Here is a 17,459-nt window from a genome sequence, read left to right as displayed (position 1 = left end):
CCGTCACGTCGGTTACCGTCGATTCATGCATGACCGCACCGTCCGCGCCCGCACGGCCACCGGCATCGTCGAGGGCTTCACCCGCGACGGGGTCCACCGGTGGCGGTCCATCCCGTACGCGCGCCCGCCGGTGGGCGACCTGCGCTTCCGCGCGCCGCAGCCCGCGCAGCCGTGGTCGGGCGTCCGGCACTGCCACGGCTTCGCCAATTGCGCGCCGCAGCAGCGCCGTTACACCCTGCTCGGCCTCTCCGGCCTCGGCGGCCGCTATCAGCCCATGAGCGAGGACTGCCTCACCCTCAACGTCGTCACGCCGGAGGCGCCGGCCGAGGGGCCGCTGCCCGTCATGGTGTTCATCCACGGCGGCGGCTATTTCCTGGGCAGCTCGGCGACACCGCTGTACGACGGGGCGGCGCTGGCCCGGCGCGGGTGTGTCTACGTGTCGGTGAACTATCGCCTGGGTGCGCTGGGCTGCGTGGACTTCTCGTCGCTGTCGACGCCGGAAATCCCCCTGGAGAGCAACCTGTACCTGCGCGACCTGGTGCTGGCGTTGCAGTGGGTGCGCGACAACATCGCCGAGTTCGGTGGCGACCCGGACAACGTCACGATTTTCGGGGAGAGCGCCGGCGCCTGCATCACCGCCACGCTGCTGGCCGTCCCGGCCGCCAAAGGCCTGTTCGCCCAAGCGATTTCAGAAAGCCCGGCCTCAGGACTGGTGCGTTCCCAGGAGGTCGCCGCCGAATTCGCTAACCGCTTCGCCAACCTGCTCGGTGTGCGCCGCCAGGACGCGGCCAACGCGCTGATGCAGGCGTCGGCGGCCCAACTGGTCAAGACCCAGCACCGGCTGATCGACGAGGGCATGCAGGACAGGCTGGGCGCCTTCCCGATCGGGCCCGTGGTCGGTGACGACATCCTGCCGACGGACCCGGTGGAGGCGATGCGGCGCGGCGAGGCGCACCGGGTGCCGCTCATCGTGGGCACCAACGCCGAAGAGGGCCGGTTGTTCACCCGGTTCCTGGCCATGCTGCCGACCAACGAATCGATGGTCGAAGAGCTGCTGGCCGACGCGGAACCGGCTGTGCGCGAACGCATTACCGCCGCCTATCCGGACTATCCCGACCGGTCCGCGTGCATCCAGCTCGGCGGTGACTTCGCCTTCGGCTCGGCGGCCTGGCAGATCGCCGAGGCCCACTGCGCGCACGCACCCACCTACCTCTACCGGTACGACTACGCCCCGCGCACGCTGCGCTGGTCGGGTTTCGGCGCCACCCACGCCACCGAGTTGCTCGCCGTGTTCGACGTCTACCGCACCAGGTTCGGCGCGCTGTTGACCGCCGCGGCCGATCGGCGGGCCGCGCTGCGGGTGAGCAATCAGGTGCAGCGGCGCTGGCGGGCCTTCAGCCGCACCGGCGTGCCGGGGGAGGACTGGCCGCGCTACACCGCCGCCGATCGCGCCGTGCTGGTCTTCGACCGGAAATCGCGCGTCGAGTTCGATCCGCACCCGCACCGCCGGATGGCCTGGGACGGCTTCTCACTGGCGCGTTGACCTGGCACGCTAACCCTCATGCATGCCGAGACCGAGCAAGTCATCGAACGACCCAGCGACCTGAGTGCCTCCTGGCTGGCCGCGGTGATCGGCACCGGCCCCATCGCGGACTTCTCGGTCGAGCGCATCGGCACCGGTCAGATGAGCGAGTGCTACCGGATCCGGCTGCGCTACGCGCAGGCCGATGCGCGGGGACCCGAGTCGGTGGTGCTCAAGGTCGCGGCCACCGATCCGGTCAGCCGGCAGACCGGCCTGGCGCTGGGCCTCTACGAGCGGGAGGTCCGCTTCTACGGTGACCTCGCGCCGCGGCTGGGCGGACCGATCGCGCCCTGCTACCACGCGGCCGTCGACACCTCGACCGGCGTGTTCGACCTGCTGCTGGGCGACGCCGGACCGGCCGTCGTCGGCGACGAAATCGCCGGTGCCACAATCGAACAGGCCCGGCTGGGGGTCGTCGAGCTGGGGCGGCTGCACGGCCCGCTGCTCGGCGACATCTCGCTGGCGCAGGCGCCGTGGCTCAATCGCGACGCGCCGCTGAACCAGGCCATGATCGCGCCGCTGTACGCGGGTTTCGTGGAGCGCTACGGCGACCAGATCGCGCCCGAGCATCGGGCGGTGTGCGAACGCCTCGTGGCCGCGTTCGACGGCTATCTTGCTCAGGAGCCGGGCGTCCGGGGCCTGGTGCACGGCGACTACCGGCTGGACAACATGCTGTTCGGCACCGCCGGGGCCGAGCGCGCGCTGACGGTGGTCGACTGGCAGACCGTGTCGTGGGGACCCGCGCTGACCGATCTCGCCTATTTCCTGGGTTGCGCGCTGCCCACCGAGGACCGCCGCGAACACTACGACGCGCTGCTGCGGGCCTACCACGAGGCGCTGGGCCCGCAGCCGCCCATCACCCTGGCCGACGTCGCCGACGGGGTCCGCCGGCAGAGCTTCTTCGGGGTGATGATGGCGATCGTCTCCTCGATGCTGGTGGAACGCACCGACCGCGGCGACCAGATGTTCATGACGATGCTGCGGCGGCACTGCGACCACGTGCTCGACACCGACGCGCTGGCGACGCTGCCGGCCGCGAGCGCGCCCGAGCCGTTGCGGCCGTCGCCCGAGGACGAACTCGCCCACGATCCCACCACCGAACCGCTGTGGAGCGAGAGCTGGTACGCCGACTTCGCCGATCCCGCACAGGGATTGGGCGGCTGGTTTCGCCTCGGCCTGGTCGCCAATCAGCAGACCGCGTGGGTGCACGCGTTGGTGTGCGGCCCCGACATGCCGACCGTCGCCGTCGACGCGCAGGTGCCGCTGCCGCCGGATCCGTGGACGGTGCGCACCGACACCTTCGAGATCACGCATTCCGCCGGCGTGCCGCTGCGCAGTTACCGCGTCGACGTGCGGGCCCTGGCCCAGGCCTACGCCGACCCGGCGGCGCTGCTGCGCGGGGAGCCCGGCGCCCCCGTCGCGATGACCATGAACCTGGATTGGCACACCGACGGCACGCCCTACAAATACGCGATGACGACCCGCTACGAGATTCCGTGCACCGTCACCGGCAGCGTCACCATCGGCGACACCGCCTACCGCATCGAATCCGTTGCCGGACAACGCGATCACTCCTGGGGGGTGCGCGACTGGTGGAGCATGGACTGGATCTGGAGCGCACTACACCTCGACGACGGCACCCATCTGCACGGGGTGAACATCCGCATCCCCGGCGCACCCGCCTTCAGCATCGGCTACACCCAGGGCGCCGACGGCGAAGTCACCGAACTGCAGACCGTCGACTCGCGAGAATCCTTCGGCGACAACGGATTACCGCTGGACGCGACGCTGGAACTCAACCCGGGCGAGATCACCGCGCAGGTGGACGTGCGCGGCCAGGCGCCGGTCCGGCTGGTTGCCGCCGACGGGCGGGTCAGCCAGTTCCCCCGTGTCTGGGCCGCCGTCAGCACCGGAGACGGCCGCCGGGGCGTCGGTTGGCTGGAATGGAACCGCAATCTCGGCGAACGGATCGGGTGAGCGGATCGGCACCCGTCGTGGTGATGGGCGTCTCCGGGTCGGGCAAGTCGACGGTCGGGGTGGCGCTCGCGCGGCGCTTGCGGGTGCCGTTCGTCGACGCCGACACCCTGCACCCGCCCGCCAACATCGCCAAGATGGCGGCCGGCACACCGCTCGGCGACGACGACCGCCGCCCCTGGCTGGACGAGGTCGGCGAATGGCTGGCCGCCCACCGCGACGGCGGCGTGGCAGCTTGTTCGGCGTTGAAGCGGGCGTACCGCGACCGGCTGCGCGCGCACTGCCCGGACGTCGCGTTCCTGCATCTGTCCGGTTCGGCGGCGCTCATCGGCCCCCGGCTGGCGGCCCGGTCCGGCCACTTCATGCCTGCCGCGCTGCTGCAGTCCCAGTTGGACGCCCTGGAGCCGCTGGGCCCCGACGAGGCGGGGTTGACCGTGGACGCCGGCCGCGAGGTGGATTCGATCGTCGACGCCGTCCTGCGGGCCCGCCGGTAGCCGACCCCCGGGCCGTCGTGTAGCATTCTGCTACGGACTGTAACGGGGTGTTGCGGTCGCGGGGCGTCGAGGAGGATGTGATGGCCGAGGCCGTCGATCGGGTCACCCGGGTCGCGTCCGATCTGATGGACAGCGCGGCGGCCGAGGGCGCCCGTCAGAGCCGCTCGGCCAAGCAGCAGCTCGACCACTGGGCGCGGGTCGGGCGTGCGGTGTCCAGCCAGCACACCGCGTCCCGGCGGCGGGTCGAAGCCGCGCTGGCCGGCCGGCTGTCCACCGCCGAACTCACCCTCGAAGAGGGCGTAGTGTTCAACGCCGAGATCTCGGCGGCCATCGACGAAAGCCTGGCGCGCACCAACTACGGGGCGACGCTGGCCGGGCAGGGTGTCACCACGGTGGCCCTCAACGACGACGGCGAGATCGTCGAGCACCGGCCCGACGGCACCGCGGTGGTGCTGGCCGGCCGGCGCTGACCCGGCACCGGCGGGCGGTCCGGCGGCCGGATGGAGCGACTCGACGTGGTGGTCGGGCCCAACGGCGCCGGCAAGTCGACGTTCATCGCGTTGACCCTGGCGCCGCTGCTGCCGGGCAGCGTGGTGGTCAACGCCGACGAGATAGCGCGGCAGCGCTGGCCGCAGGATCCGGCGTCGCACGCCTACGACGCCGCGAAGGTCGCCGCCGACACCCGGGCGAAGCTGATCGACCTGGGCCGGTCGTTCATCGCCGAGACCGTGTTCTCCCACCCGTCCAAGCTGGACCTGCTGCACGCCGCCCGCCGCGCCGGCTTCACCGTCGTGCTGCACGTGCTGCTCATCCCGGAAGACCTTGCCGTCGAACGGGTCCGGCACCGCGTGCGGGCCGGCGGCCATGACGTGCCGGAAACCAAGATCCGCGAGCGGCATCGCCGGTTGTGGACTCCGGTCGCCGAGGCGATGACCCTGGCCGACCTGGCCACCGGCTACGACAACAGCCGGCTGCGCGGGCCGCGTGTGGTGGCCCGGCTCAGCGGCGGGCTGACGGTCGGTGCCGTCGACTGGCCGGCGTGGGCACCCGAGACCTTGCGGTCGCGTTGGCCGGTCTAACCGCTCACCAGGACAGCTTGCGGCGTCCGGTCCCGACCTGGCCGCCGACCCGCTCGCGGGCGGTGTCGGCCAGCAGGCTGCCACGCTGCCGGGCGGTTTCGGCCAGCTCCTCGCCGCGCACCCGCGCCGTGCCGGCGAGCTTCTCGCTGCGCTTGCGTGCCTTCTTGGCCAGCTTCTCGCTGCGCTTGCGCGCCTTCTTGGCCAGCGGCTTGCCGCGCTCGGCGGCCTCCTCGGCCAGTTCCTCGCTGCGCTTGCGTGCCTTCTGGGCCAGATAGGCCGCCCGCTCGGCGGCCTCGTCGGCCAATTCCTCGCCGCGCTTGCGTGCCTTCTTGGCCAGCGGCCTTCCGCGCTCGGCGGCCGTGCTGGCCAATTCGCGGCCCCGTTCGAGTGCCGCCTCGGCGTACGGCGCGCCGCGTTCGGCTGCGGTGCTGGCCAATTCGCGACCGCGTTCGAGTGCCGCCTCGGCGTATGGCGCGCCGCGTTCGGCTGCGGTGCTGGCCAATTCGCGACCCCGCTCGGCGCCGATCTGCAGGCCGTGCGCAATCCGCTCGCCCAGCTCCGACAGGTCGGCCTCGAATCCCGAGTCGTCGGAGCCGGGCCACGCCGAAGACACCCGTTCCGAGAGCCGCTCGGCGGCCCGCCGTCCGCGCCAGCCCAGCGAGGGCTTGCCCGCGGTGTCCGCGGAGGCGATCAACAATCCGCCCAGCAGGCTCAGGTCGGTGAGAAACTGTTGGCGCTTCTGGGCTTTGGCCACCGGGTCGCTTTCGTTCCAGAACGAGTGCGCCCCGAGGTTGGCCGGCAACACCGTCAGCGCGAGCGCGGCCGAGGCGACGCGCGGCAGCTTGCCGGTGGCCAACAGCAGACCGCCGCCGATCTGGACCGCCGCCGTGATCTGTGCGACCGTCTCAGGATCGCTGGGAATGTTGCCGCTCACCGAATCCGGTAACGCCTGCAGCCCGTCCACGGCCGGCGCCGCCGCCTCGGCCGCCGATTTCGGGTTGAGCAGTGAGTTGACTCCTTGCCCGATGAATGCCACTGATAACAGGGGTCGCGCGATTCTCCTGATCACCATGGCCGGTGTATTACCCGGCTCGTTGTCGAGCAAACCGTGGTGCCGATATGCCCAGCTAGAGCCGCGCCGCGGCGCTGCGGCGGCCCGGCGGGTGCGGCTAGGGTGAAGTGGTGCGAGCGTTGATCATCGTCGACGTGCAAAACGATTTCTGCGAGGGCGGCTCGGTGCCGGTGGCCGGTGGCGCGGCCGTGGCGCCCGCCATCAACGCCTACCTGGACGACGCTCCGGGCTACGACTACGTGGTGGCGACGCAGGATTTCCACATCGACCCGGGTGATCACTTCTCCGACCGGCCCGACTATTCGTCGTCCTGGCCGGTGCACTGCCTCGCCGGCAGCGCCGGCGCCGATTTCCGGCCCGAGCTGGACACCACCCGCGTCGACGCCGTCTTCCGCAAGGGCGCCTACGCCGCGGGGTACAGCGGCTTCGAGGGCGTCGACGACAACGGGACGCCGCTGCTGGAATGGTTGCGCCGGCGCGGGGTCGACGAGGTCGACGTGGTCGGCATCGCCACCGACCATTGCGTGCGGCGGACCGCCGAGGACGCGGCGCGCGCGGGCCTGACCACCCGGGTGCTGGTGCACCTGACCGCGGCCGCAGCGCAGGATTCGGCGGCCCGGGCGCTGGACGAAATGCGAAGCGCCGGAATCGAATTGGTCGGAGCACGCTGATGGTGGCGCCCCTGGATCGGCAGCAGCTGCTGGCCGCGGTGGAGCGCTCGCCGCAGGCCGCCGCCGCGCACGACCGCGCCGCGTGGGTGGCGTTGTTCACCCCCGACGGCCGGATCGAGGACCCGGTCGGCTCGCGACCCCACCTCGGGCGGACGCAGATCGGCCGCTTCTATGACACGTTCATCGCCCCCCGGGACATCAGGTTCCACCGCGATCTCGACATCGTCTTCGGCACGGCGGTGCTGCGCGATCTGGAGCTCGAGGTGGCGATGGGCCCGGCGGTCACCATGTACATTCCCGCGTTCCTGCGCTACGACCTTCGAGAAACCAACGGCGAGTGGCTAATCGGCGCGCTGCGTGCTTATTGGGAGCTTCCGGCCATGATGGTCCAGTTCCTGCGCAGCGGCCCGGGCGCGGCGCGCCCTGCCGTGGACCTGTGCCGCGGGCTGCTGCGCAATCAGGGATGGCGGGGCAGCGCGGGCTTCATGGCCGGATTCCGCCGCGTGGGCGCGCCGCACCAACGGCTGGTGCGGCGCTTCCTCGACGCCGTCGCAGCCGGCGACAAGTTCGCCGCTGCGCAGGCGTTGTCATCAACGGCGGCAATAACTTTGGGCGACCGCGACCCGATCGAACTGGCCGAATTGGCCGAACAGTTGGCGGGGGTGGGCCTCACCAAGATGAACAGCGCCGGCCCCGCCGTGGCGGTCTCGCTGTATTCGGGTCACGGCCGCGCCATCATGTTCGCCGATGTGGCCTGGCGGGCCAACGCGATCAACCGGATCCGCTACTTCCCGGCCTGACCTCGCGCCCGATTCAGCGCAGAGCCATCCAGGCCAGCGATGCCGCGGACAGACACAGGTAGGCCCCGGGAAACGCGATGTTGTACAGCACGCCGGCCCGCAGGTGCGTCAGCACCGCACCGACGAAGAACACCACCAGCCCGGCGGCCGCGGCGATTCCCAGCGCCGGCAACCCCAGCAGCCCGACGACGAGGCCGGCGGCCCCGGCCAATTTCGCCGCACCCAGCGCGGGCAGCCAGGACCGCGGCACCCCGACCTCGGCCGAGTTGGCCAGCACGAATCGCGCCGGGACGAAGTCGGCCACCGCGATCGCGGCGGTGATGGCCGCGGTGAACAGTATGATCCCGACGAATACGGTGTTCATGTGCATCAATCCCTTGCCGCGCAGCCGTTTCCGGGGTTCTCGCCGCGGCCGGCCGCGCGGGTACACAGCGCCCCGCGACCCGTGATGGGTATGGTCATGGTGGTCTCCTTGGCATGTCGGAGGGATGCGGTCACCAACTTGACGACTGCCGTGCGGAAAAGGTGACCCATGAACGCCCCACGAAATTTGGCGGAGCTGGCGCAGCGTTTCGACGACGACCGGCGCCACCTGAGGTCGGTCGCGTTCCAGCTGCTGGGCTCGCTGGCCGACGCCGACGATGCGGTGCAGTCGGCCTGGCTCAAGGCCAGCCGCGCGGACTTCGCGGCGGTCGACAACCTGTCCGGCTGGTTCACGACGATCACCGTGCGCGAGGCCCTCGATCAGCTGCGGGCGCGCAAACGGCGGGCCGAGCTACCGCTCGCCGCGCCCGAGGAGCTGGACCGGCTGGCCGTGCCGGCGTCGTCGCCGGCCGACGAGGACACCCTGCTGGCCGAGTCGGTGAGCACCGCGCTGCTGGTGGTGCTCGATCGGCTCTCGCCGGCGCAGCGCGTCGCCTTCGTCCTGCACGACGTGTTCGCCATGCCGTTCGAGACGATCGCCGAATTGTTGAACCGGTCGCCGGACGCCGCCAAGAAGCTGGCCAGCCGGGCCCGCGCCCGGCTGCACGCCGCCCCGGCCGGCCCACCCCGCCGGGACGGGCACCGGATCGAGCGCCACGTCGAGGTGGTGCAGGCGTTCCTGGCGGCGTCGCGCGGCGGTGACATCGCCGCGCTGCTGCAGCTGCTGGCCCCCGACGTACTGCGCACGGTCGATCCTGTCCTGGTGCCCGCGGACGTGCCGACCGCGCTGCGCGGCGCCACCCGGGTCGCGCAGGAGACCTGTCGATTCGCCGGGCGGGCCCGCGCCGGTGCTGTCATGCTCATCGACGGGACACCGGGCATCGTGATCGCTGCCCGCGGGCGCGCCCAGATCCTGTTGATGATCGGCATCGGGGCCGACGATCGCATCCACACGATCGACATCACCGGCGACCCTGAGCGCATCCGCCGGGCAACGCTGGCGCTGCCACCCGCCGGCCGGTTCAGGAACATCACAACCTGATCGGGTACCAAGGACGTCAGAGGACGCCGGCCACCGGACCGGCACCGGGCCAGACCGGGAGGACCATGCTCGATAGGCCGTTCGGACGGCGCAGCCTGCTGCGCGGTGCGGGCGCGCTTTCCGCGGCGGCGCTCGCCCCATGGTCGGCCGGCTGCGGCTCCGACGACGGCGCGCTGACCTTCTTCTTCGCGGCCAATCCGGAGGAGCGGGACGCGCGGATGCGCATCATCGACGAGTTCGCGCGCCGCCACCCCGACATCAAGGTGCGGGCGGTGCTGTCCGGGCCCGGCGTGATGCAACAACTTTCGACGTTTTGCGTCGGCGGCAGATGCCCCGACGTGCTGATGGCGTGGGAACTGTCCTACGCCGAACTCGCCGACCGCGGTGTGCTGCTGGATCTGGGCCCGCTGCTGGCGCGGGACAAGGCGTTCGCCCAGCAGCTGCAGGCCGACAGCATCCCCGCGCTGTACGAGACCTTCACCTTCAACGGCAAGCAGTACGCCCTTCCCGAGCAATGGTCGGGCAACTACCTGTTCTACAACAAGCGGCTCTTCGACGAGGCCGGAGTGCCGTCGCCGCCCACGGCGTGGCAACACCCTTGGGACTTCACCGAATTCCTGAACGCGGCGCGCGCGCTGACCAAGCGCGACGCCTCCGGCCGGGCCGCCCAGTACGGATTCGTCAACACCTGGGGCTCCTACTACTCGGCCGGCCTGTTCGCCATGAACAACGGCGTGCCCTGGTCGGATCCGCGGCTGAACCCGACACACTTCAACTTCGACAACGCCGCCTTCCAGGAGGCGGTGCAGTTCTATGCCGACCTGGCCAACAAATACCGGGTCGCCCCCAATGCCTCGGAGACACAGTCGATGTCGACGCCCAACCTGTTCGCCGTGGGCAGGGCCGCCATGGCGCTCGGCGGGCACTGGCGCTACCAGACCTACCTCCGCGCCGAGGGCCTTGATTTCGACGTCGCTCCGTTGCCGGTCGGTCCGGCGGTCGGCAAGGGGCAGCCCGCCTGTTCCGACATCGGCGCCACCGGGCTGGCTATCTCATCGAGCAGCCCGCGCAAGGAGCAGGCCTGGGAGTTCGTCAAGTTCGCCACCGGGCCCGTCGGGCAGGCGCTGATCGGTGAATCCTGCCTGTTCGTTCCGGTGCTGCGCTCGGCGCTCAAATCGGACGGATTCGCCAGGGCGCACCGGCGGGTCGGCAACCTCGGCGTGCTGACCGACGGACCGGCCTTCTCCCAGGGCCTGCCGATCACCCCGGCGTGGGAGAAGGTCAATGCGTTGATGGACCGCAACTTCGGGCCGATCCTGCGGGGCAGCCGGCCCGCGACGTCATTGGCCGGGCTGTCCCGCTCCGTCGACGAAGTGCTGCGCAGCCCATGACCGCGCTGGACACCGAGGCGGCCCGGCGGACCCCGAAGAACCCGAGCCCGTGGCGCCGGCACGCATGGGCGGGCCGGTTGTTCGTCGCGCCCAACATGGTGGCGGTCGCTGTGTTCATGCTCTTTCCGCTGGGCTTCTCGCTGTACATGAGCTTTCAGCGGTGGGACGTGTTCACCCCGCCGAAGTTCGTGGGGCTGAAGAACTTCACGGATCTGTTCAGCTCCGACCCGTTGTTTCTGATCGCGATCCGCAACACGGTGATCTTCACGCTGGGATCGGTCGTCCCGACGGTGGCCATCAGCCTGGCCGTCGCCGGTGTGCTGAACCAAAAGGTCAGGGGAATCGGCATTTTCCGGACGATCGTCTTTCTGCCGCTGGCCATCTCCTCGGTGGTGATGGCGGTGGTGTGGCAATTCGTCTTCAACACCGACAACGGGCTGCTGAACATCATGCTCGGCTGGGTCGGGCTGGGCCCGGTGCCGTGGCTGGTCGAGCCCCGCTGGGCCATGGCGTCGCTGTGCATCGTCAGCGTGTGGCGCAGCGTCCCGTTCGCCACGGTGGTCCTGCTGGCGGCGATGCAGGGCGTTCCGGAAACGGTGTACGAGGCGGCCAGGATCGACGGCGCCGGCGAGATCCGGCAATTCTTCGCCATCACCGTGCCGCTGATCCGGGGGTCGATCTCGTTCGTGGTGATCATCTCGATCATCCACGCATTCCAGGCATTCGACATGGTCTACGTGCTCACCGGCCCCAGCGGCGGACCCGAGTCGGCGACCTACGTGCTGGGCATCATGCTGTTCCAGCATGCCTTCTCGTTCCTGGAATTCGGATACGCCTCCGCGCTGGCGTGGGTGATGTTCGCGGTCCTGCTGGTGCTGACCGTGGTGCAGTTGCGGGTCAGCCATCGACGTTCCTTGGAGACTTCCCGTGGCTCAAGTGAGGCCGTCATCAAGCGCACCGTGCTCCGCGCCGCCACCGTCTACGCCGCGCTGCTGGGCATCGCCTGGTGCGCGCTGTTCCCGATCGCGTGGGCGGTGTCGGGATCGCTGAAAACCGAGGGCGAGGTCAGCGAGCCCACGCTGGTGCCGGCCCGCCCGCGCTGGTCGAACTACACCGAGGTGTTCGCGTTGATGCCGATCGGGCGGATGTTCGTCAACACCGTGCTGTACGCCGGCTGCGTCACCGCCGGGCATGTCTTCTTCTGCTCCCTGGCCGGATACGCCTTCGCCCGACTGGATTTCCGCGGCCGCAACACGCTGTTCGTGGTCTACCTGGGCACGCTGATGGTGCCGCTGACGGTGACGGTGATCCCGCAATTCCTGATCATGCGGACGCTGGGGTGGGTCGACACCCCGTGGGCGATGATCGTGCCCGGGTTCTTCGGCAGCGCTTTCGGCACCTACCTGATGCGGCAATTCTTCCGCACCCTTCCCACCGATCTGGAGGAAGCGGCGATCCTGGACGGTTGCACACCGTGGCAGGTCTACTGGCGGATCCTGCTGCCGCACGCCCGGCCGGCGGTGATGGTGCTCGCCGTGCTCACCTGGGTCAACGTCTGGAACGACTTCCTGTGGCCGCTGTTGATGATTCAGCGCAGCAGCCTGGCCACCCTGACCCTGGGCCTGGTCCGGATGAAGGGCGAATACGTTGCCCGCTGGCCGGTTCTGATGGCAGCCTCGATGCTGATCATGCTGCCCCTGGTCATCATCTACGCGATCGCGCAACGCTCGTTCGTCCGCGGCATCGCCGTCACCGGGATGGGCGGGTGAGCATGGCTTCGGTGACGTTCCAGCAAGCGACCCGGCGTTACCCGGGGGCGGACCGGCCCGCCCTGGACAACCTGAACCTCGTTGTCGGCGACGGTGAATTCGTGGTGCTGGTCGGACCCTCCGGATGCGGCAAGACCACCTCACTGCGGATGGTGGCCGGGCTGGAAACCGTGGACTCCGGACGCATCCTGATCGGTGACCGGGACGTCACCAACGTCGACCCCAAGCAACGAGACGTGGCGATGGTCTTCCAGAACTATGCGCTGTACCCGCACATGACGGTGGCCCAGAACATGGGGTTCGCCATGAAGATCGCCAAGATCCCCAAGGCGCAGATCCGCGAGCGGGTGCTGGACGCCGCGAAACTGCTTGACCTGCAACCGTATCTGGATCGCAAACCCAAAGATCTGTCCGGCGGTCAGCGGCAGCGAGTGGCGATGGGTCGCGCGATCGTGCGCCGGCCGCAGGTCTTCCTGATGGATGAACCGCTGTCCAATCTCGACGCCAAGCTGCGGGTGCAGACCCGCAACCAGATCGCCGCGCTGCAGCGGCGGCTGGGCACCACCACCGTCTACGTCACCCACGACCAAGTGGAGGCGATGACGATGGGTGACCGCGTCGCCGTGCTGCGCGACGGTGTGCTGCAACAGTTCGCGCCGCCCCGGGAGCTCTACAGCAATCCGAGCAACGTCTTCGTGGCGGGCTTCATCGGATCGCCGGCGATGAACCTGTTCACCTTGCCGGTAGTGGATTCGGCTGTGTCACTTGGTGATTGGCCGATCGCACTGCCACGCGAGATCGCCGCCGCGGCAAGCGAAGTCGTCGTCGGGGTGCGTCCCGAGCATTTCGAGCTGGGCGGCCTCGGTGTCGAGATGGAGGTCGACGTGGTCGAGGAGTTGGGTGCCGACGCCTACCTGTACGGCCGGATCACCGGTTCGGGCAAGGTGATCGACGCGCCGATCGTCGCGCGTGTCGACGGGCGCAACCCCCCGGAGAAGGGCAGCAGGGTGCGCCTGCATCCCGCGCCCGGGCACCTGCACTTCTTCGGTCGCAACGGCCAGCGAATCGGGTAAGGGGGTCATGGTGAACACAGTGCGTGCCGACCTGGTGTGCGAAGGCGGCGGCGTCCGCGGCATCGGGCTGGTCGGGGCGGTGGATGCGCTGGCCGCGGCCGGCTACCGGTTTCCCCGGGTGGCCGGCAGCAGCGCCGGCGCGGTGGTCGCCTCGCTGGTGGCGGCCCTGCAGACCGCCGGCGAGCCGCTGAGCCGGCTGACCGACATCATGCGCACCATCGACTACCGGAAGTTCTTGGACCGCAACCTGATCGGCCACGTGCCGGTGATCGGCGGGGGACTGTCGCTGTTGACGTCGGACGGCGTGTACCGCGGGGCTTACCTGGAGCAGTTGCTGGCCGGTCTGCTCGGCGATCTGGGCGTGCGGACGTTCGGCGATCTGCGCACCGGCGAGGCGCCCGAGCAGTTCGCCTGGTCGCTGGTGGTGACCGCCAGCGACCTGTCCCGGCGCCGGCTGGTACGCATCCCCTGGGACCTCGGCTCGTACGGCATCGACCCCGACGACTTCCCGGTGGCCCGCGCGGTGCACGCCTCGTCGGCGATTCCGTATGTGTTCGAGCCGGTTCGGGTCGGCGGTGCCACCTGGGTGGACGGCGGCTTGCTGTCGGACTTTCCGGTCGAGTTGTTCGACCGGCCGGACGGGCAACCGCAATGGCCCACCTTCGGGATCCGGTTGTCGGCCCGTCCGGGCATTCCGCCCACCCATCCCGTACACGGCCCGGTGTCGTTGGGGATCGCGGCGATCGAGACGCTGGTCAGCAACCAGGACAACGCCTACATCGACGACCCGTGCACCGTGCGGCGCACCATCTTCGTGCCTGCCGAGGACGTCAGCCCGATCGACTTCGCCATCACCGCACAGCAACGCGAAGCTCTCTGCGAACGGGGAAGGCAAGCGGGCCAACAGTTTCTGCAGACCTGGAACTACGCCGACTACTTGAAGGCCTGCGGCGGCCCGGTGCCCGAAACTCCGTGACGGCGGTGGACCGCCGGGCAATTGGCTATCCGCGCGAGCAGCGGATCGCGTGAACGCGGCGCAACACCAGGTCGACGTCCTGCGGTGAGGGCAGCTGATTGGTGAACCGGGTGATCTCCACCCCGATGTCAACGGAGCTGATCGGCCACAGTCGGCGGGCGATGAGATCGGTTGCGATGGCGGTGATGTCGTCGTGGCACAGACGCCGGTGCGCCAACGCCACCAACGGCACGTGACCGGTGGCCGGCATGCCGGCGGGGTAGCCGGCCCGCACGAAAGCCACAATGCTGGTCACCCAGTGTGCCAGGTCCATACGTCCACCTCGCTAACCGCCGCGGTTGCGCTTAAGCGGCAGTGCTTTACCTGGCTAGCAACGTACCATCGGTAACGCGATCAGCCAGGTAACGCCACACAGTTAAACGCGTTTTTCTCGCCGGCGGTGCTGGCAGCCCCGGCACGGTTTCAGCGGCGCCGGTCTCGGTCACGATTCGCACACGGTGGCGCGCCGTAACGATGCTTGGCCCCAACGCTTTCTAGTATCGCCGCGTGATGGATCGCTATGGAACGGATGTCCTTGCGCCGGGTCGGCGCAAGCCCCGCTCGACCGAGCATCCGGCCGAGCCGGGGCTGGTGATCGAGGACGTGGAAACCGGCTACGTCGGCGCGGTGGTGCGGGTGGAATACGGTCGGGTGGATCTGGAAGACCGGCGCGGTCATGTGCGTGGGTTTCCTTTGGGCCCTGGGTTTTTGCTCGAAGGCCGCCCGGTCATCTTGACAGCGCCGCGGCGGCCGGCGCCGGCCGCCGCGGCCAGGACGGCGTCCGGATCGGTCGCCGTGCCGGGCGCGCGAGCGCGGGTTGCCCGCGCCAGCCGCATCTACGTCGAGGGCCGTCACGACGCCGAACTGATCGCGCAGGTGTGGGGGGAGGACCTGCGGATCGAAGGCGTCGTCGTCGAGCAACTCGGCGGCGTCGACGATCTGGTGGACATCGTCGCCGAGTTCGCACCCGGCCCGGGGCGTCGGCTCGGCGTGCTCATCGACCACCTGGTGCCCGGTTCCAAGGAGGCGCGCATCGCCGACGCGGTGCGACGGGGGCCGGGTGGCACCGACACGCTGGTCGTCGGCCACCCCTACGTCGACATCTGGCAGGCGGTCAAACCGCAGCGGCTGGGCCTGGCGGCCTGGCCGGAGGTGCCCCGGCACGTGGAGTGGAAGCACGGCGTGTGCCGGGCGTTGCGTTTGCCGCACGCCGATCAGGCCGACATTGCCCGGGCGTGGCGGCACATCCGTTCGCGGGTGCGCGACTGGAACGACCTCGAGCCGGCGCTGATCAGCCGGGTCGAAGAACTCATCGACTTCGTGACGCAGCCGGCCGCCTGACCCGGCGCCCGCAGGACCTGGCCGCCGGCCGGAGTTTAGCTAGGCTACGCTAAGCCGAAAGTCCCGATCGGCGGGACAGAAATCGGGCGTATGCAGGGCGTATTCGGCGTATTCATCGGCACGTTTCTCATCGGTCTGCGTGAAGGCCTCGAGGCGTCACTGATCGTGAGCATCGTCGCCGCCTTCCTCAAGCGAAACGGCCAGACCCTGCGCCCGATGTTCGCCGGCGTCGCGGTGGCGGTGCTGCTCAGCGTCGCGGTGGGCGTCGGCCTGGACCTGCTGGCGACCAGCCTGCCGCAGGCCCAGCAAGAGATGATGGAAACCGTCATCAACGCCGTCGCCGTGGTGTTCGTGACCTCGATGATCATCTGGATGAACCGCAACGCCGCGCAGCTCAAGGGTGAACTCGAGCGCGAAGCCCGCCAGGCGGTCCACCGCGGCGGGGCCCTGGCCCTGGGCGCCATGGCCTTCCTCGCCGTCCTCAAGGAGGGCTTCGAGACGTCGGTGTTCCTGCTGGCGGCGGCCGAGACCTCGCACGGCAGCCGGTGGTTCGCCGTGCTGGGCGGGGTGCTGGGCATCGCGACGTCGATCGGGCTCGGCGTGGGCCTGTACTTCGGCGGCCTGCGGCTGAACCTGGGCCGGTTCTTTCGGGTGACCGGGGTGTTCCTGGTGCTGATCGCCGCCGGCCTGGTGCTAGGTGCGCTGCGCACCGCGCACGAGGCCGGCTGGCTGAACATCGGCCAGCGGCAGCTTTTCGACCTGTCCGGCTGGATCCCGAGCGATTCCGTGCTGGGCGCGGTCACCACCGGCGTGCTCGGCATCCCCGCCGACCCCCGTCTGGTCGAGGTGCTGGGCTGGCTGCTGTACGCCGTGCCGGTGCTCGTCGTGTTCCTGTGGCCGGCCCGGCTGGCGGCCACCCCGCGCGCCCGAGGCCGGCTGCTGGCGACCGCCGCCACGCTGCTGCTGGCCATCGCCGCCGTGCTCGCGGTCGCGGCGCCCGCCCGGGACACGGTCGACGCCGCGCGCACCCGCACCGTCACCGACCGCGCCGGGCACGCCGCCGCGGTGTCGATGGCGACCGGGCCGCACGGGCGCGAACTGACCGTCACCCCCGCGGGCACCTCGACCGTGCACCACATCCAGCTTGTCCCGGCCGACGACCAGAGCGTGGACGGGCTGCCGGTCCAGGCGTGGCAGGCCTCCGAAACCGCCGGGGTTGACGGCGCGCCCGAGATCACGCTGGACCAGCTGCGCGACATGACCGGCGGCCGGTTGCCGGTCGGTCTGGCGGCGGCGCGCACCCCGGGGCCGTTTCAGGGCCAATGGTCGACGACCACCGTGTACACGGTGCTCACCCGGGGCGACACGGTGATCAGTGCGAAAGCGGCGAGCAACCGCACGGCGGTGCTGACGGGCGGCGGGTTGACCGGGGCCAAGACCGTCAGTCTCGGCGGGCTGGCGACCGACTGGTCCACGTCCGCCGCCGAAGACCACGCGACCACCGCCGCGATCGCCGCCGGCGACCGCAACCGGGGGGAGGGACAGCTGTGGAATGTCTGGCTTCCCTTGGTAATCGCCGGTTTCGCGGTGGCGTGCGCGCTGTCGGCGCTAGCCTCGGTGCGCATGGACCGCAAGCGAGAAGATGAGAGGAAAGCAATCGATGGTGAGGCGCATCGCCGGGGCAACGTGCCGGTCTCGTGAATCCGCTTGGCCCGCAGCGGTTCTCGTTGCGA

17 protein-coding genes and 1 pseudogene are annotated in these 17,459 nt (G+C 70.0%); 15 read left to right on the top strand and 3 right to left on the bottom strand.

The features are described 5' to 3' along the window. Positions 1–25: 25 nt before the first annotated feature. The 5 genes from NF20_RS04960 (at position 26) to NF20_RS04940 (ending at position 5,129) form a co-directional block, all read left to right on the top strand. Positions 26–1,543, top strand: coding sequence for a carboxylesterase/lipase family protein (locus NF20_RS04960; RefSeq protein WP_011724808.1), 1,518 nt, complete (start codon positions 26–28; stop codon positions 1,541–1,543). Between the two features lie 18 nt (positions 1,544–1,561). Further along, a complete protein-coding gene (locus tag NF20_RS04955; protein WP_033710859.1) occupies positions 1,562–3,559 on the top strand; it encodes a phosphotransferase in 1,998 nt (665 codons plus the stop codon). Continuing rightward, on the top strand, positions 3,556–4,050 hold the full coding sequence (locus NF20_RS04950) for a gluconokinase (RefSeq protein ID WP_033710858.1): 495 nt from the start codon (positions 3,556–3,558) through the stop codon (positions 4,048–4,050). Before NF20_RS04955 ends, NF20_RS04950 begins: the two co-directional genes overlap by 4 nt. 80 nt (positions 4,051–4,130) lie before the next feature. After that, positions 4,131–4,520, top strand: a complete 390-nt coding sequence (locus NF20_RS04945) for a TA system antitoxin ParD family protein (RefSeq protein ID WP_033710872.1) — start codon at positions 4,131–4,133, stop codon at positions 4,518–4,520. A 30-nt stretch (positions 4,521–4,550) separates the two neighbouring features. Next, a complete protein-coding gene (locus tag NF20_RS04940) occupies positions 4,551–5,129 on the top strand; it encodes an AAA family ATPase (RefSeq protein WP_003876749.1) in 579 nt (192 codons plus the stop codon). A 4-nt stretch (positions 5,130–5,133) separates the two neighbouring features. On the opposite strand, the gene NF20_RS04935 is transcribed toward NF20_RS04940, so the two are convergent. Then, positions 5,134–6,201 carry a DoxX family protein gene (locus NF20_RS04935; protein ID WP_050593662.1) on the bottom strand — a complete coding sequence of 356 codons (1,068 nt, stop codon included), beginning with the start codon at positions 6,199–6,201 and terminating at the stop codon, positions 5,134–5,136. A gap of 110 nt (positions 6,202–6,311) precedes the next feature. Here NF20_RS04935 and pncA point away from each other — a divergent pair, with 110 nt between their 5' ends. Beyond that, the gene (pncA, locus tag NF20_RS04930) at positions 6,312–6,872 is read left to right on the top strand and encodes a pyrazinamidase PncA (RefSeq protein WP_155267635.1); all 561 of its coding nucleotides are present in this window, start codon (positions 6,312–6,314) and stop codon (positions 6,870–6,872) included. Next, on the top strand, positions 6,872–7,672 hold the full coding sequence (locus NF20_RS04925) for a nuclear transport factor 2 family protein (protein ID WP_033710856.1): 801 nt from the start codon (positions 6,872–6,874) through the stop codon (positions 7,670–7,672). Before pncA ends, NF20_RS04925 begins: the two co-directional genes overlap by 1 nt. Before the next feature lie 13 nt (positions 7,673–7,685). Here the strand turns inward: NF20_RS04925 and NF20_RS04920 are convergent, their stop codons facing one another. After that, positions 7,686–8,036 (bottom strand): DoxX family protein, encoded by a 351-nt coding sequence (locus NF20_RS04920; RefSeq protein ID WP_003878038.1) that lies wholly within the window; start codon positions 8,034–8,036, stop codon positions 7,686–7,688. A gap of 168 nt (positions 8,037–8,204) precedes the next feature. Between NF20_RS04920 and NF20_RS04915 the strand changes: the two genes are divergently transcribed. The 6 genes and pseudogenes from NF20_RS04915 to NF20_RS04890 all read left to right on the top strand — a co-directional run bounded on the left by NF20_RS04915 (position 8,205) and on the right by NF20_RS04890 (position 14,346). Further along, a complete protein-coding gene (locus NF20_RS04915) occupies positions 8,205–9,137 on the top strand; it encodes a sigma-70 family RNA polymerase sigma factor (RefSeq protein WP_033710855.1) in 933 nt (310 codons plus the stop codon). Positions 9,138–9,202: 65 nt separating this feature from the next. Continuing rightward, positions 9,203–10,528, top strand: a complete 1,326-nt coding sequence (locus tag NF20_RS04910) for an ABC transporter substrate-binding protein (protein WP_033710854.1) — start codon at positions 9,203–9,205, stop codon at positions 10,526–10,528. A 36-nt stretch (positions 10,529–10,564) separates the two neighbouring features. Beyond that, positions 10,565–11,466 (top strand): annotated as a pseudogene (locus NF20_RS27580) (carbohydrate ABC transporter permease); the annotation flags it as partial. 9 nt (positions 11,467–11,475) lie between these two features. Continuing rightward, positions 11,476–12,297: a carbohydrate ABC transporter permease gene (locus tag NF20_RS27575; RefSeq protein WP_033717221.1), complete on the top strand. Its 822-nt coding sequence runs from the start codon at positions 11,476–11,478 to the stop codon at positions 12,295–12,297. 2 nt (positions 12,298–12,299) lie between these two features. Continuing rightward, on the top strand, positions 12,300–13,370 hold the full coding sequence (locus NF20_RS04895; protein WP_033710853.1) for an ABC transporter ATP-binding protein: 1,071 nt from the start codon (positions 12,300–12,302) through the stop codon (positions 13,368–13,370). 7 nt (positions 13,371–13,377) lie between these two features. After that, positions 13,378–14,346, top strand: a complete 969-nt coding sequence (locus NF20_RS04890) for a patatin-like phospholipase family protein (protein WP_033710851.1) — start codon at positions 13,378–13,380, stop codon at positions 14,344–14,346. 25 nt (positions 14,347–14,371) lie between these two features. Here NF20_RS04890 and NF20_RS04885 read toward each other — a convergent pair whose 3' ends face one another. Further along, positions 14,372–14,659 carry a DUF3349 domain-containing protein gene (locus NF20_RS04885; RefSeq protein WP_009976737.1) on the bottom strand — a complete coding sequence of 96 codons (288 nt, stop codon included), beginning with the start codon at positions 14,657–14,659 and terminating at the stop codon, positions 14,372–14,374. A gap of 233 nt (positions 14,660–14,892) precedes the next feature. Between NF20_RS04885 and NF20_RS04880 the strand changes: the two genes are divergently transcribed. Then, positions 14,893–15,726 carry a DUF3097 family protein gene (locus NF20_RS04880; protein WP_033710850.1) on the top strand — a complete coding sequence of 278 codons (834 nt, stop codon included), beginning with the start codon at positions 14,893–14,895 and terminating at the stop codon, positions 15,724–15,726. Between the two features lie 90 nt (positions 15,727–15,816). Further along, complete coding sequence (gene efeU, locus NF20_RS04875; RefSeq protein WP_033710849.1) at positions 15,817–17,427, top strand: iron uptake transporter permease EfeU; 1,611 nt, start codon at positions 15,817–15,819, stop codon at positions 17,425–17,427. The last annotated feature ends 32 nt before the right edge of the window (positions 17,428–17,459 follow it).

The sequence above is a fragment of the Mycobacterium sp. MAC_080597_8934 genome (assembly GCF_000523975.1).
GTDB lineage: Bacteria > Actinomycetota > Actinomycetes > Mycobacteriales > Mycobacteriaceae > Mycobacterium > Mycobacterium avium.
This window is presented reverse-complemented; position numbering and strand designations above follow the sequence as displayed.

Excerpts from the sequence above, each read along its gene's own strand:
- NF20_RS04960 (WP_011724808.1), top strand. The coding sequence starts at position 26 with ATGCATGACCGCACCGTCCGCGCCCGCACGGCCACCGGCATCGTCGAG.
- NF20_RS04955 (WP_033710859.1), top strand. The coding sequence starts at position 1,562 with ATGCATGCCGAGACCGAGCAAGTCATCGAACGACCCAGCGACCTGAGT.
- NF20_RS04945 (WP_033710872.1), top strand. The coding sequence starts at position 4,131 with ATGGCCGAGGCCGTCGATCGGGTCACCCGGGTCGCGTCCGATCTGATG.
- NF20_RS04940 (WP_003876749.1), top strand. The coding sequence starts at position 4,551 with ATGGAGCGACTCGACGTGGTGGTCGGGCCCAACGGCGCCGGCAAGTCG.
- NF20_RS04935 (WP_050593662.1), bottom strand. The coding sequence starts at position 6,201 with ATGGTGATCAGGAGAATCGCGCGACCCCTGTTATCAGTGGCATTCATC.
- NF20_RS04925 (WP_033710856.1), top strand. The coding sequence starts at position 6,872 with ATGGTGGCGCCCCTGGATCGGCAGCAGCTGCTGGCCGCGGTGGAGCGC.
- NF20_RS04920 (WP_003878038.1), bottom strand. The coding sequence starts at position 8,036 with ATGAACACCGTATTCGTCGGGATCATACTGTTCACCGCGGCCATCACC.
- NF20_RS04915 (WP_033710855.1), top strand. The coding sequence starts at position 8,205 with ATGAACGCCCCACGAAATTTGGCGGAGCTGGCGCAGCGTTTCGACGAC.
- NF20_RS04910 (WP_033710854.1), top strand. The coding sequence starts at position 9,203 with ATGCTCGATAGGCCGTTCGGACGGCGCAGCCTGCTGCGCGGTGCGGGC.
- NF20_RS04895 (WP_033710853.1), top strand. The coding sequence starts at position 12,300 with ATGGCTTCGGTGACGTTCCAGCAAGCGACCCGGCGTTACCCGGGGGCG.
- NF20_RS04890 (WP_033710851.1), top strand. The coding sequence starts at position 13,378 with ATGGTGAACACAGTGCGTGCCGACCTGGTGTGCGAAGGCGGCGGCGTC.
- NF20_RS04885 (WP_009976737.1), bottom strand. The coding sequence starts at position 14,659 with ATGGACCTGGCACACTGGGTGACCAGCATTGTGGCTTTCGTGCGGGCC.
- efeU (WP_033710849.1), top strand. The coding sequence starts at position 15,817 with ATGCAGGGCGTATTCGGCGTATTCATCGGCACGTTTCTCATCGGTCTG.